Genomic DNA, 14,429 nt, shown 5'->3' on the forward strand with positions numbered 1-14,429 from the left:
GCCCGTATCGCACCGTCGCGACGATCCGATTGCCGCGACAGGCGGCCTATGGTCCCGACCGCGTCCATTATTTCGACGAGGTGATGACGTTCCGCCCGGCGCACAGCCTGGAGGCGCATCGCCCGCTCGGCGGCGTGATGCGCGCGCGCATGCAGGTCTACCATGCGCTCAGCGACTACCGCCACCGCGCAAACGGTATCGCAGCCGCGAACACCGCCACCATCCAGGACATTCCAGCCTGAGCGGGAACGCCAGTGCCGATCATAGTGAGAGGACCATCATGAAGCTGGATGGCAACCACAACGTTCAGACGGAGAATATGTAACGGCCCGCTTTTCCAACAAAGGTTATCGTCATCACCGGTGCCGCCTCAGGGATCGGTGAAGGCGCCGCGCGCCGCTTCGCCGAAGAAGGCGCGACGCTGGTGCTGGGCGACATCGACAAGGGCGCGCTCGACAAGCTGGCAAGCGAACTCAGCGGTATGGTCGAGGCCCGCGAAACTGACGTATCGGACCGCGCGGCATGTGAAGCTCTCGTCCAGGCTGCGATCGATCGCTTCGGTCGGATCGACGTGCTGGTCAACGACGCCGGCGTCGATCATCTCGGCAAGGTTGACGAGGGCGACTTCGCCGAATTCACCAAGGTGATTGAGACCGACCTGTACGGCGTCGTGCACATGAGCCGCGCCGCGATCGCGCACTTGCGCCAGTCAAAGGGCTGCATAGTCAATGTGTCGTCAGTGTCCGGTCTGGGCGGCGACTGGAACCGCAGCTTCTACTGCGCGGCGAAGGGGGCGGTGAGCAACTTCACCCATGCGCTGGCGATGGACGAAGCGAAACACGGCGTCCGCGTCATCGCCGTCAACCCGTCGCTCACCTACACTGCGCTGACCGCGGGGATGAAGGAACAGCCCGAACTGATCGCCAAGTTCGAAGAGCGCATCCCGTTGGGCCGCGGTGCCGAGCCCGCCGACATCTCGGGGGCGATCGCGTTCCTGGCGAGCGAGGATGCGCATTTCGTGACGGGCGTGAATCTGCCGGTCGATGGCGGCCTGACGGCGTCAAACGGGCAACCGCCGCTGTCATGACGAATAGTGGGCGGGCCCTTGCGCCCGTCCACTATTCCAGATTTGACCATGTCGCCGACGCCAAATTCATGACGGGTCAATTTTCTCAAGCCGACAGAGCTTAGAGTCAGGACCCATCGATATCGGCGTCGCGATCTGATTCAGGCTCCATAAGGAGACCGGAATGAGCAATCTGTTTTGGCTGACGGATGAGCAGATCGAGCGGCTGCGGCCGTTCTTTCCCAAGAGCCATGGGAAGCTGCGGGTGGACGATAGGCGGGTGCTGAGCGGCATCGTGTTCGTCAACAAGAACGGGCTGCGCTGGCGCGATGCCCCGAGCGCCTACGGCCCGCACAAGACGCTATACAATCGGTGGAAGCGCTGGGGTGAGGCAGGCGTGTTCACACGCATGATGGAGGGATTGGCGAACGCAAGCGCGGAATCCGGAACGGTCATGATCGACGCGACTTATCTGAAGGCGCACCGCACGGCATCGAGCCTGCGGGTTAAAAAGGGGATCTTGGCCGCCTGATCGGCCGTACCAAAGGCGGCATGAACTGTTTGATCCCACGGTTTGATGGTGCAATCCTTTCGTTGGAATGGAAGGGGGCCGTATGGGACAGGTACGTCACGAGTGATCGCATGCGATCACTCGCCACGACCACGCACGCCGTCCGAGCAGCAATACAGCGATCGCAAGCTTCGCTCGCGACGTTGAGCCGTGAGTTGGGGATCAACCCGAAAACGGTCGCGAAGTGGCGCAAGCGCGCAACCGTTGAGGATCTGAAGACCGGGCCGAAGGCCCCTCATTCTACGACCTTGTCCGAGGCGGAGGAGGCGATGGTTGTGGCGTTCCGGCGCCACACGCTGTTGCCGCTCGACGACTGTCTCTATGCGTTGCAGCCGTCGATACCGCACCTGACGCGGTCAGCGTTGCATCGTTGCCTCCAGCGGCACGGCATCTCCCGCCTGCCGGATATCGAGGGCGACAAACCGAAGCGGCAACGCTTCAAGCGCTACCCGATCGGCTTCTTCCACATCGATATCGCTGAGGTGCAAACTGCCGAAGGCAAGCTCTACCTGTTCGTCGGCATCGATCGCACCAGTAAGTTCGCCGTCACCCAACTGGTCGACAAGGCTGACAGGCGCACAGCGTGGGAGTTCCTCGAACACCTGCTGAAGGCCGTACCTTACCGCATCCACACCATTCTGACAGACAACGGCATCCAGTTCGCCGATCAGCCTCGTAACCGCAACACCGCTTGGTCGCGTCAGATGCGCTTCGACATGATCTGCGAGGCAAACGACATCGAGCACCGTCTGATGAAACCGAACCACCCGTGGACCAACGGACAAGTCGAGCGGATGAACCGGACGATCAAGGAAGCGACCGTCAAACGCTTCCACTACGAGAGCCATGACCAGCTCCGGACTCACCTCGCGGACTTCATGGCAGCCTACAATTTTGCCCGACGCCTCAAGACGCTCAGCGGCCTCACACCCTATGAATACATCGCCAAGATCTGGACGTCAGAGCCAGACCGGTTCATCGTCAACCCGATCCACCAAATGCCGGGACTAAATACCTAGATCGCAGTAAATTTGACCCAGAACCGGTCATTCGTGGCCCCTCCCCTATTTTCTAACTGCGGCCATTCGTTCATATTCCGGGTATGGCCCCGCTTCGCCTTAAGCTTAGGGCTCCAATGTCGTAATCTGGGAGGGAAGCGGACTAAAGGACTAGATGCTAGCCGGCCCGAAAGCGTCGTCCTTTTGGCAGGAATGAGCCTAAAGCTGATGCGAGCGCGCCGATAACCAAGCAGTCACATAGAAGGGCAGCCAGCACGAACCCGCTTAACTTTCCGACGGCGGCATAATTCAATGCGTAGTGTAGCGCTACAAGAACGCCTACAGCGCTTATCTTAAACACGAATGGCAAGGCTTCACTTAAGGCAAGAAGGTCTCCTTGGGATCGCGCTCGAGCGGCTGTCCAGATGAACCCCAACACTTTGATTGCTACCCCAATCATTCGCCAGCGTGCTTCTTGCCCGGGCCCGATCCCATCCCCGTACACGTACATTCCCAATTGATATTCGATTAGGTGCTGCACCGCCTCACCGATGACGGCAGGCAGCGCAACCAATGCTACAGATCGTAGCCTCAAGCCCTGCCATGGCTTTCGCGAATGAGGGAGTTGGGACATAGGTTTGGACTTGGCCTTGCCTCATACAGCTTCAAGCGTCCACCTTTGGGCGAAAGCACTCACCCTGCCGCACCGTGACGACGACCCACATGCGGTCATGCAAGGCTCCCTGCCTGCCTTCCGACTTTGGTCGTTCGTTCACGTTCATAGCTCCCCGTCTCTAGCATAGGTGCGAAGACCATTGCGTGCGTTGCCGACCATGCATAGATTGCCCGGCGAATTGTCACGGTATCAACAAACAATATTTGATTATAGGCTCGGCACTGAAGGTATAGCCTCGCTAAACTTATGGGTTTCTAAGGCTAGGAAGGCGTTGGCCATCTCAGCGGCTGGCCAAGAACTTATATATCAATTTATCGCGAAGTACGTCGCTACGTCGTAGATGTAGTCGCGTCCGCGATACAGCGCATCGACGGAGATGCGCTCGTTGAGTCCATGCGTGCCCGACGTTGCGGGATCGTTCCACAATCCCGGAATGCCATAGGTGGGTATCCCTATCTTGCTCAGATACGTCGCATCGGTCGCACCCGCTGATTGAGTCGGTATAACCGGGACACCCGGAAAGTGCTTCGCGCCGATCTGGGCAATCGGTTTCAAGATGGCAGGGTCGAGATCCGGCGTCATAGCGACCGGCCGCTCCTGGATCGCACTGCGTAGAACCTTGACCTCAGGGTCTGCGACAATCTTTTCGATGGCAGCCTTGGTCTGCTCCGCCGTCTCTCCGGGCGCGATCCGACAATTTACGCCCGCGGTTGCGCGCTGCGGGAGGGAGTTGGCGGCATGTCCGGCCGACAGCAAGGTCGCAACGCAGGTAGTGCGCAACAGGGGGTTCAAGCTCAGATCGGCTGCCACCGCAGTCGCCGCTGCTGCATCGGCAGGCTGCTTGCCGAGGCGAACCATCGCCGCGCCGATTGCGTCCTTTCGCATCGCACCTGCCTGGACGAAGTAGGCCTGGGAGACGGGATTCAGATGGACTGGGAACTGCAGCGTGCTCAGCCTGGTGAGTGCTGCGGCCAGTCGGTAGATGGCATTGTCTGGCATCGGTTGCGAACTGTGGCCGCCCCGATTCGTCACCTCGAGTACGAAGTTGCGTGGGCTTTTCTGCGAAACCTGAACGCCAAGCGTCTCAGGACCGCCGCCAGGCGCCGTGCGGCCACCGCCGCCCTCGTTAAAGGCAAACCCCGCCTTCATCAGAGCAGGACGATTATCTACCAGCCAACCGGCGCCGTTGAGCACGTGCTCGTTGGTCCCCTCTTCCCCACAGGTAAGGGCCAGCTTGACAGTTCGTTGCGGCTTTACGCCGCTCTGCTTCCAGCGAATGAGCGTATCTGCGAAAATAGCAGCCTGCGCCTTGTCGTCACTGGCGCCGCGGGCATAGAAGTAGCCATCCTCTTCGATCAGCTTGAATGGGTCACGCACCCAATCCTCACGGTTCGCCTCGACCACGTCGATATGGGCAATCAACAGCATTGCTGGCAGACTGACATTGGTCCCGGCCCAGTTCACGACGAGACCACCGTCCCGGGGTCGTTCGGGAGGCGTATAGAGCGTCAGATCCCGATCAGCGAAGCCGACCTTACGCAACCGATCGGCAACGAGCGCCGCAGCCTTCGTGCAGTCACCAACGGACGAGGTCGTGTTGGTTTCCACCAGTTCCTTATAAAGCTCACGAAAAGCAGCCTGGTCGGGTCGCGTGACGGCTGTCTGTGCGGTAGCTGCCAAGGGCTGAACGATAGTTGCTACCGTTGCCAAGAATGCAAAGGATGTGCGTGTCATGTGTGAGATCCTGTTCGACTGAAGCTTTACGGCGAGGTCTGACACGCGCTTCGTCATCAAAAGCCCTTGCGCATGTTGATGCCGATCGTGCGAGGGCGGCTGGCGACGTAATAGTCAGGGGAACCAGTGGCCGACGCGACGCGGTTCAGACCGTATTTGTTGAAGAGATTATTCGCGAAGAGGAATATCCCAAAGCTCGAGGCTCCCTGCACGCCGAGACGCGCGTTGAAGATGCTGAAGTTGCCGATCTCACGGTAGAAGGCGTTCGTCTGACGAAGTTCCGTGTTCATCTGCCCCGTATAGGTCAAATTCGAACCGTACAAATCCATCCAACCCGGTCCTGATCGGCGGGGTGTACTCCACGCCGGCTGCTGCCGTCGTCCGCGGGATGTAGGTCAGGACATCACCAGTACGGCCCGGCGCTGTCACGAAGCCGGTGGAGTCGACTTGGTCGGATGTCAGCTCCGCCTTGTTATAATTGAAGCTGGCATTCAGGCTGACATGCTGCACCGGCCGTGCGAATGCCTCCAACTCGACCCCCCGTACACGCACAGCGGCCAGATTGTAGATGAAGTTGAAGTTTCCACCGCCCTGCTGAAGCGTGGACACCGAGGTCTGTACTTCGCTCCAATCCGTCTGATAGATCGCAAGGTTGAGGGTTGCCTTGCGGTCGAACCACGACGTCTTGGCGCCAAGCTCGTAATTCCATAGCGAGTCCGGTCGATAGACGAGGTATTGCGCTGGCAGATTCGGTATGTTGTTGGCGCCGCCCGGACGGAAGCCCTGTGCGGCATTGGCATAGACCAGGACGTTGCGAGTGGCGCGCAACTCTGCGTTGAACTTTTTAACCCAACCCTTGGCGTTCGCCTGCGTCTCTTCATAGGGCCGCGGCTGCTGCCCATTGGTAAAATTGTATCCCTGATATTCACCACCCACCGTTTTCGTATAGTCGAAGTGCCGCAGGCCGACCGTGAGGGTAAGGGGTGAGAACAGCCGGTATCCCAATTCGCCGAAGAACGCGGTCTGCTTGACGCTCGTCAGGATGTTGCGGCCGCCCAGATTGTCGACTGGATCGCGCTGCCCACCGGTTTGCGGATCACCCGCGAAAGGCAATGTATCCGTTCGGTCAAATCGGTCTTCGTGAAACACCCCTACCGAGTAGCGAAGCGGCCCCTCCCCATTCGAAGCTAATCGCGCCTCTTGGATGAAGTTGCGAACATAACGCGGTTGGTAGGCGCCAAAAGGCGCCTTCGAGCGGGCGTATGTCTGATAGGCGGTACGCTGCGCGGCCGTGCAGGTGGTGGTCGGCACCCCAAGCGCAATGCTTGTATAGAGTGGGCACCACCGGGCACTCGACACGACGCTGGCAAAGGCGGCGTTGTTGTCGTTCGTGCTCTCGACATCCCAGCGATACCAGGATGCGCTCGTTGTCAATGTCGCGAAACCGAGGTCGAATTTGCCGACGCCGTTATAGAGCTGAAGCTTGTCATGCCACGGCTGCCGGATCTGAAAGTCGGCCACAAACGGTCCAAGGACCGAGTTGTATTGCGACGTTCCGTCGATGTCCTGCTTCTGCAAAATCGCAGTCGCGACGATCGATATGTCGTCATTTGGGGTAAAGCCGAGCATAACGCGCCCGCCCTTCTGCGTCGCTCGATTGATGTTCCTGCCATCGAGCACGGTATAATCGACGTAGCCGCCCTGCCGCTCACCATATCCGACCACGCGCAGGGCCAGCCTGTCGGCGATGATCGGCACGTTCAGCGCGCCTTTGGCAAAAAAGCCAATGCCGCCTCCCTGCGTGTCGCTCATCTCAACTTCAGCGGCGCCTTCATACCGCCTGGCGTTCGGCTGATTGAACAAGACTTGAAGCGTGCCCCCCATCGATCCAGAGCCGTAAAGCGTCCCCTGCGGCCCCCGAAGCACCTCGACCCGCTCGACGTCGAACAGATTGAGGTTGGGCGTGTTGCCCGCTGGATCCGAACTTGTGCCGGAGGGACCACTGAGCGGCGTCTCTCCATAGTAGAGACCAACTGTCGCCTCTCCTGAGGCTTGCACCCCACGAATGGATACCCGCGTCCGACCGGAGTCGCTCTCCGTAAGCTGCAAACCCGGGACCTGCCGTATGATGTCGGCTATCCCGGTTGCCCCTAGATTCTGCAATCGTTCGCCGCCAAGCGCGGAGATGGAGATCGGTGTCGTCTGTACCGTCGAACTTCGTCTCAAAGCCGTGACGACGATCTCGCCACCGGCTTCGTCCGTGGTAGCCGGACTGTCGATCGGCTCTGATTTCTCCTGTGCAAGAAGCGGGAACGGTACCAGCAAGCCGGCAAATACCGGCAGCGTGAAACGTGCGACGGACCTCATCTTTCCCCTTTTCGTCAGCCACTTGCCCGCTTTCGAGCGCTGCGGCGAAGGAGGACAATATTTCCCATCGAATCAATAGGAGTTAAACTTTGATACCGGCAAGGGAAATGACGCTGTTCAGCGCTTGACCTATCCACGCTGTCATGGGCGTTGCCGGGAGGGGCGCAGACCAGAGGCCGACGTCCAGAGCATCTTCGTCCCTAAATTGCCTAACGCTAGGCAGTCGACAGATGACGTTCGCGCTTTGAGGCGGATTGAGCCGCATACCGGCTGAGGCTGTCACATCGCGCCGACAGCCTTATCGGATTGGACCCACAATCGGCCATTCGGGCGCACTTTGCCTCTGCCGGAAAGCGGTCATTTATTCATCTCGATCCAGTCACTATACGACCGGGATCTCCCAGCGGCCACATTCAAGGCAACAGGGAGATCACCAACGGTATGGCACTGTTCTGGCGTTGCAACCTATTGCATAATGCGGCCAATCAACGATGGCAGCGTTGCAACATGTATAAGCTGCCTGCCCGCCGCCACCTATACGAAAATCCCGCGCATCTCTGGAAGCGACCTAATTCTTTGTGAGACAGCATGATCTACGAGCAAACATTGAAAGCCGTCGGTCTTCGAACGTTGCCAGGCTCTACACTTAGCCGCCAGCCCAATACAGGCGAGTTGGATTATCAACGAGGAGGCTCTGCCGGAGCGCAGAAGTAGGTGCGATCAGCGGCACCATATCGACCAAGTTACCATCATCCGGCATATGACTGGTCATATTCGGATGCGGCCAATCGGTACCCCACAGCACACGATCAGGAAAGCGCTCTACCAAGGTGCGGGCGAAAGGAACCACGTCGGCATAGTGCGGCGGACCGCTCTGCGACAGCCGCTCCGGGCAGGTCACCTTGCTGATGTAATTCGGATGCTCGTCCATCAGGCGGAGGAAGCGGCCGAACTCTGGACCGTCGACCCGCCGGGTGACGTCCGGCCTGCCCATATGGTCGACGACGACCGTCGTCGGCAGGCTGGTGAAGAAGTCCCAGCGCTCTTCCAGGTCAGCCGCTTCGAAATAGAGCACGACGTGCCAGCCAAGCGGCGTTATCCGGTCGATGATCGTACGGTAATAGGCGTCGGGCTTGGGGTCGGCGAGGCGCCGGACGAAGTTGAAGCGCACGCCGCGCACGCCGGCCGCATCGAGCTCGGCCAGCTCGGCATCGCTTACCCCGTCGCGCACTGTCGCAACGCCACGCGCGCGACCGTCGGCGCTACGCAGCGCGTCGACCAGCGCACGATTGTCGGCGCCGTGGCAGGTCGCCTGGACGATAACGTTGCGCGCAAAGCCGAGATGATCCCGCAATGCGAACAGGTCCGTCTTGCCCGCATCGCACGGCGTATATTTTCGCTCGGGCGCATAGGGAAAGACATCACCCGGCCCGAAGACGTGGCAATGCGCATCGATGGCGCCCGGCGGTGGCACGAAGCGCGGCTTACTCGGTGCAGGGTCCCAGCACAGCCAGCCTGGATCGGGCGTAAACGCCGCCATCATAGCCCCCTCGCCGCCAACTGCGCATCGAGCCGCGGGTAGACACGGCGCGCATTGCCCTCGAATACCTTGCGCTTGTCGGCATCGGGGATGGAGAGCGCGTCGATATAGCGTTTGGTGTCGTCGAAATACTGGCCGGTCTGCGGGTCGATGCCACGCACCGCGCCGACCATCTCTGACCCGAACAGAATGTTGTCGACGTCGATCACCTCGAACAGTAGATCGATGCCGGGCTGGTGGTAGACGCAGGTGTCGAAATAGACGTTACGCATGACATGCTCGACGAGCGGCGGCCGGTTCAGCATGTCGGCAAGCCCGCGATACCGCCCCCAATGATAGGGCACCGCGCCGCCTCCATGCGGGATGATGAAGCGCAATGTCGGGAAGTCGCTGAATAGGTCGCCTTCGATGAACTGCATGAAAGCGATCGTATCGGCCGCGATGTAGTAAGCGCCGGTCGCGTGCATTGCCGGATTGCAGCTGCCCGAGACGTGGATCATCGCGGGCACATCGAGTTCGACCATCTTCTCGAAAAAGGGGTACCAGGCGCGGTCGTACAGCGGCGGTGCAGCGAACCGGCCGCCCGATGGGTCGGGGTTGAGGTTGCAGCCGACGAAGCCGAGTTGGGTGACGCAGCGTTCGAGCTCGGCTATTGACTGGTCGATCGACAAATCCGCGGTTTGCGGCAGCTGGCAAACTCCGACGAACGTCTTGGGGAATAGATCGACGACGCGCTTGATCAGGTCGTTCGAACGCTGTGCCCAGATCCGGTTGACTGCCGCATCGCCAACATGCGGTGCCATCGCCGAGGCGCGTGGCGAGAAGATCGTCATGTCGGCGCCGCGTTCGCGCAGCAGGCGCAATTGGTTCGTCTCGATCGTCTCACGGATCGCGTCATCGGAGATCGCGGGATAGGCGGGATCGATGTCGCCCCCGGTGCGGAAAGCCGCTTTCTGTGCCTCGCGCCAGTCGGTATGGGGCGCCGGCGCAGTGGTATAATGGCCGTGACAGTCGATGATCATGCCGGCGACACTACCGCCGCGGCGCGACTCAGGCATATCGGAACGGCTGATCGACCATTGCTTTTGCGGAAGTCCAGTCTTTACAAGTGACACGAAACGTCTCGACGAACGCTGCCTGCAAGGCGGTCGGGTGCCAGTCGTCGCGCATCGTCAGTCCAATCCGGCGACGAAGCGCAATGCCCGCGCCGGGTATCTCGACAAGCAGGCCGGCACGGCGCTCGAACAGGAACTGGTCACGCGCCATCAGCGTCAGCCAGTCGTCTTCGAGCATCAATCCCCGGATCACCAGCACCGAACCGCATTCGACACGCAGCCGCGGCGGTGTCAGGCCGTGGTCGGCAAACATCTGCTCCCAGCGCCGTCGTGTCGGCGTTCCCGCCGCAGCGATGACCCATGGATAACCCTGTAGCGCGGCGAACGGGGGAGCGGTGCCGGCAAGCGGGTGACCGGCCCGCGCGACGATCACCGGGTCGTCGGTATAAAGCGCTTCCTGCACTACATCACGAACCGGCACGGGATCGCGCATCGCGCCGACCAGCAAATCCATCTTGCCCTCTCGAAGCCGGGCGAGCAGTTCGAGATATGGCGCCTCGACCACCTCGACCGAAGCGGCGGGATAGGCGCGCGCGAAGCGGGCGAGCGTCTGCGGCAACAGCACGGCGCGCGCCAGCGGCATCGTGCCGACAACGATCCGCCCTGCCCCCACCGACCGCAGCGCCGCGATCTCGTCCAGCCCTGCCTGCAATTCAGCCCGCGCCAGACGCGCGAAGCGCAGGAAGCGGCCGGCGGCAGGCGTCGGTTGCACAGTCCGGCCCTGACGCATCAGCAAAGGAATGCCGAGCTGCTGCTCAAGATCACGCGCGGCGCGGTGCAGCGCGGGCTGCGACAGACCGGTGCGCATCGCCGCAAGTGCGAAGCTGCCCGCCTCGTCAACCGCGATCAGCGCGCGCAACTGTCCTAGTGTAACCCGTCGCTCGATATGCGGCAGCGGCGGCAGCCGCGCGCCGCGCCGCACGCTCTGGCCACCCCGCATTAGATAGCCAAGCGCGCGCTCGATGCGGAAGGCAAGCCGCCGCCCGGCCTCGGTCGGCACCGCACCGCCTGGAAGACGATCGAACAGAGACTGATCAAGCCGCGCCTCCGTCTTGCCGATCGCCTGAGTGAGCGCCGGTTGCGACAGGTTGAGCGCCTGTGATGCGGCGCTAATGCCGCCGAGCCGTGCTGCGGCGGCGATCGCGTCGAGATGGCGCAGATTAAAGTCGAGTGGCTCGCTCATTGCACACACTTAGCATCAGCTTATGCCTCGTGCGCAAATCGACGTTGTCCGCCGCCCGCCATATCCCTTTTAAGCCACGACAAAGTTTAACGGGATTGAGGATGAACATGGCGCGCGTCGTCACACAGATCAAACGAACGGATCCGGCGGCGATCGCCGGCCTAGGCGCCGCTGGGGTCGCTACGGTGCATGAGGCGCAGGGCCGCACTGGCCTACTCGCCAGCCGGTTGCGGCCGATCTATCCCGGTGCGCGTATCGCCGGTTCGGCGGTCACAGTGTCGGTGCCGCCCGGCGACAATTGGATGATGCATGTCGCGATCGAGCAGTTGCGCGAGGGTGATCTGCTCGTCGTCGCGCCGACCAGTCCGTGCGAAGACGGGTATTTCGGCGACCTGCTTGCCACCTCGGCGATGGCGCGAGGCTGCCGCGGATTGATCATCGACGCAGGCGTGCGCGATATCCGCGACCTTACCGCCATGGGCTTTCCGGTCTGGTCGCGTGCGATCAGCGCGCAGGGGACGGTCAAGGCGACGCTCGGCTCGATCAATGTCGATCTGGTCTGCGCCGGCGAGCTGGTGCGGGCGGGCGACGTGATCGTCGCCGACGACGACGGCGTCTGCGTCGTCCGCCGCGACGATGCCGCCGCGGTATTGATCAAAGCGCAGGCGCGCGAGGCCAACGAAGAAGCGAAACGCACACGCCTCGCCGCGGGAGAACTCGGCCTCGACATCTATGCGATGCGCGAAGCACTCGCCGCGAAGGGCCTGCGCTATGAGTGAAGGCATCCCCGCGATGTGGATGCGCGGTGGCACGTCCAAAGGTGGATTTTTCCTTGCTGACGACCTGCCCAGCGATATCAATGCCCGCGACGCCTTCCTGCTGCGCGCCTTTGGCTCGCCCGATCCTCGCCAGATCGATGGAATGGGCGGCGCTGACCCGCTGACATCGAAGGTGGCGATCGTCTCGCAGTCGAACCGGCCCGCGATCGACGTCGACTATCTGTTTCTCCAAGTCTTCGTCGACGAGGCGATCGTCACCGACAAGCAGAATTGCGGCAATATGCTCGCCGGCGTCGGCCCGTTCGCGATCGAACGCGGCCTTGTTGCCGCGTCGAACGGCGAGACGCGTGTGGCCATCCATATGGTCAATACCGGCAAGACCGCGACTGCGGTAGTGCAGACGCCCGGTGGTGTCGTCACCTATGCGGGAGCCACCGCGATTGACGGTGTCCCTGGCACGGCCGCGCCGGTGCCGCTGTCCTTCGCCGACATTGCCGGATCGAGCTGCGGCGCGCTGCTGCCGACCGGGCGAGTGATCGACATGATCGAGGGTGTCGAAACGACGCTGATTGACAATGGCATGCCCTGCGTCGTGCTGCGTGCCGCCGACGTCGGCATCACGGGCTATGAGGATCGCGACACGCTCGACGCCGACACCGGCCTGAAGGCGCGGATCGAGGCGATCCGCCTTGCCGCGGGACCGCTGATGAACCTCGGCGACGTCAGCGACCAGTCGGTGCCGAAGATGATGCTGGTCGCCGCGCCGCGCGCCGGGGGTACGATTTGCGTCCGCTCGTTCATCCCGCATCGTTGCCATGCTTCCATTGGTGTACTCGGCGCGGTCAGCGTCGCCACCGCCTGTGTGTTGGCCGGCAGCTCTGCTGCGGCACTCGCGACTGTAGCCGCCGGCGCGACCAAGACGCTCAGCATTGAGCACCCGAGCGGCATCACCCCCTGCCTAATCGAAACCGACGCCGACGGTGTCGTCACGGGCGCCGGGATGATCCGAACCACGCGGAAATTGTTCGACGGCACGCTTTTCGCCTGACCGTCACCCCAGCAGAGAAAAGAATAGCGATCATGACGACGATAGGAGAGACGGAGAAGAAGGCGCGCCGCTTCGGCATCGCCAGGCAATTGTGGTTTCAGGTGCTCGCCGGCACGCTGATCGGCATCCTGCTTGGCCATTTCGCACCGGGCACCGCCGTGGCGATGAAGCCATTCGGCGATGCCTTCATCAAGCTGATCCGGATGATGATCGGGCCGATTATCTTCGTCACCGTCGTGCACGGCGTCGCCGGCATGAACGACATGAAGGCAGTCGGCCGGGTCGCGCTCAAATCGATCCTCTATTTCGAGGCGATCACCATCCTCGCCCTGATCTTCGGTCTCGTCGCAGTTGATCTGTGGCGACCCGGCGTCGGCATGAACATCAACGCCGCCGCGATTGATACCGCATCGATCAAAAGCTACGTCGCATCGGCGCATGACCAATCGGTGACCGGCTATCTGATGGCGATCATCCCTACCACCTTCGCCGGTGCCCTGACCGAAGGGCACGTGCTGCAAGTGCTGTTCGTGTCGGTCCTGTTCGGCATCGCCATCGCCGCGATTGGCGAGCGTGCAAAGCCTGTGCTCGACGTGATCGAGAGCGCATCGCAGGGCTTCTTCCGCATCATCGGCTACATAATGTATTTCGCGCCGCTCGGCGCCTTCGGCGCGATCGCCTTTACCGTCGGCCAGTTCGGCACCGCCTCGCTGCTGTCGCTGGGCGAGCTGATCCTCGAGTTCTTCGTGGTCTGCGGCGTCTTTACCGCGACGGTGCTCGGCGGGGTCGCCTGGTATTGCGGCGTCAGCCTGTGGCGCCTGCTCGGCTATATCTGGGACGAGATCGTCATCGTCGCCGCCACCACCTCGACCGAGACGGTGCTGCCGCGGCTGATCCTGAAGCTGCGCAAGCTCGGCTGCGAGGAGAGTGTCGTCGGCTTCGTCATTCCGGCCGGCTATTCGTTCAATCTCGACGGCACCTGCTTGTATCTCACTACCGTCGCGGTGTTCCTGGCGCAGGCGACCAACACGCACCTGACCTTCTGGCACGAACTGGGATTGATCGCGGTGCTGTTGCTCACGTCGAAGGGCGCGGCGGGGATCGCCGGAGCGGCGTTCGTAGTGCTGGCGGCGACGCTCAATACGACGGGCACGATTCCGGTGGCGAGCATCGCGCTGATCCTCGGCATCCATCGCATCCTCGCCGAAGGGCTGACCTTCGTGAACCTCGTCGGCAACACCGTGGCGACGATCGTCATCGCCAAATGGGAAGGCAAGCTCGACGAGCGGACGCTCGCCGCCGCGGTCGGCACCAATTCGGCCCGGCGGCGATGGGGCATTGCCGCCGCCTGA

10 protein-coding genes and 3 pseudogenes are annotated in these 14,429 nt (G+C 61.7%); 7 read left to right on the forward strand and 6 right to left on the reverse strand.

Features of this window, described 5'->3' with window-relative positions:
* The 4 genes and pseudogenes from BRX43_RS16990 to BRX43_RS17005 all read left to right on the forward strand — a co-directional run.
* A pseudogene (locus BRX43_RS16990) lies at positions 1-242 on the forward strand (catalase); the annotation flags it as partial.
* A 107-nt stretch (positions 243-349) separates the two neighbouring features.
* Positions 350-1,087 (forward strand): SDR family oxidoreductase, encoded by a 738-nt coding sequence (locus tag BRX43_RS16995; protein ID WP_125996281.1) that lies wholly within the window; start codon positions 350-352, stop codon positions 1,085-1,087.
* A 163-nt stretch (positions 1,088-1,250) separates the two neighbouring features.
* Positions 1,251-1,624, forward strand: a pseudogene (locus tag BRX43_RS17000) (IS5 family transposase); the annotation flags it as partial.
* A 41-nt stretch (positions 1,625-1,665) separates the two neighbouring features.
* Positions 1,666-2,656 (forward strand): annotated as a pseudogene (locus tag BRX43_RS17005) (IS481 family transposase).
* A 961-nt stretch (positions 2,657-3,617) separates the two neighbouring features.
* Here BRX43_RS17005 and BRX43_RS17010 read toward each other — a convergent pair.
* From BRX43_RS17010 to BRX43_RS17035, 6 genes are all read right to left on the reverse strand, one after another.
* Positions 3,618-5,102, reverse strand: coding sequence for a M20/M25/M40 family metallo-hydrolase (locus tag BRX43_RS17010; protein WP_241215027.1), 1,485 nt, complete (start codon positions 5,100-5,102; stop codon positions 3,618-3,620).
* On the reverse strand, positions 5,102-5,335 hold the full coding sequence (locus BRX43_RS17015; protein ID WP_164523656.1) for a hypothetical protein: 234 nt from the start codon (positions 5,333-5,335) through the stop codon (positions 5,102-5,104). The genes BRX43_RS17010 and BRX43_RS17015 overlap by 1 nt, the downstream gene beginning before the upstream one ends.
* Positions 5,295-7,412 (reverse strand): TonB-dependent receptor, encoded by a 2,118-nt coding sequence (locus BRX43_RS17020; RefSeq protein ID WP_125996283.1) that lies wholly within the window; start codon positions 7,410-7,412, stop codon positions 5,295-5,297. Before BRX43_RS17020 ends, BRX43_RS17015 begins: the two co-directional genes overlap by 41 nt.
* A gap of 646 nt (positions 7,413-8,058) precedes the next feature.
* Positions 8,059-8,952 carry an amidohydrolase family protein gene (locus BRX43_RS17025; RefSeq protein ID WP_125996284.1) on the reverse strand — a complete coding sequence of 298 codons (894 nt, stop codon included), beginning with the start codon at positions 8,950-8,952 and terminating at the stop codon, positions 8,059-8,061.
* Positions 8,952-9,974 (reverse strand): amidohydrolase family protein, encoded by a 1,023-nt coding sequence (locus BRX43_RS17030; protein WP_125996298.1) that lies wholly within the window; start codon positions 9,972-9,974, stop codon positions 8,952-8,954. The genes BRX43_RS17025 and BRX43_RS17030 overlap by 1 nt, the downstream gene beginning before the upstream one ends.
* A 28-nt stretch (positions 9,975-10,002) precedes the next feature.
* A complete protein-coding gene (locus BRX43_RS17035; protein ID WP_125996285.1) occupies positions 10,003-11,250 on the reverse strand; it encodes a LysR family transcriptional regulator in 1,248 nt (415 codons plus the stop codon).
* 107 nt (positions 11,251-11,357) lie between these two features.
* Here BRX43_RS17035 and BRX43_RS17040 point away from each other — a divergent pair, with 107 nt between their 5' ends.
* From BRX43_RS17040 to dctA, 3 genes are read left to right on the forward strand one after another with little or no spacing between them, the layout of a single operon-like run.
* Complete coding sequence (locus BRX43_RS17040; protein ID WP_125996286.1) at positions 11,358-12,029, forward strand: 4-carboxy-4-hydroxy-2-oxoadipate aldolase/oxaloacetate decarboxylase; 672 nt, start codon at positions 11,358-11,360, stop codon at positions 12,027-12,029.
* Entirely contained in the window at positions 12,022-13,077 is a 1,056-nt protein-coding gene (locus BRX43_RS17045) for a 4-oxalomesaconate tautomerase (RefSeq protein ID WP_125996287.1), read from the forward strand. Before BRX43_RS17040 ends, BRX43_RS17045 begins: the two co-directional genes overlap by 8 nt.
* A gap of 32 nt (positions 13,078-13,109) precedes the next feature.
* A complete protein-coding gene (dctA, locus tag BRX43_RS17050; protein ID WP_125996288.1) occupies positions 13,110-14,429 on the forward strand; it encodes a C4-dicarboxylate transporter DctA in 1,320 nt (439 codons plus the stop codon).

This window comes from Sphingomonas sp. S-NIH.Pt15_0812 (genome assembly GCF_003951315.1).
GTDB lineage: Bacteria > Pseudomonadota > Alphaproteobacteria > Sphingomonadales > Sphingomonadaceae > Sphingomonas.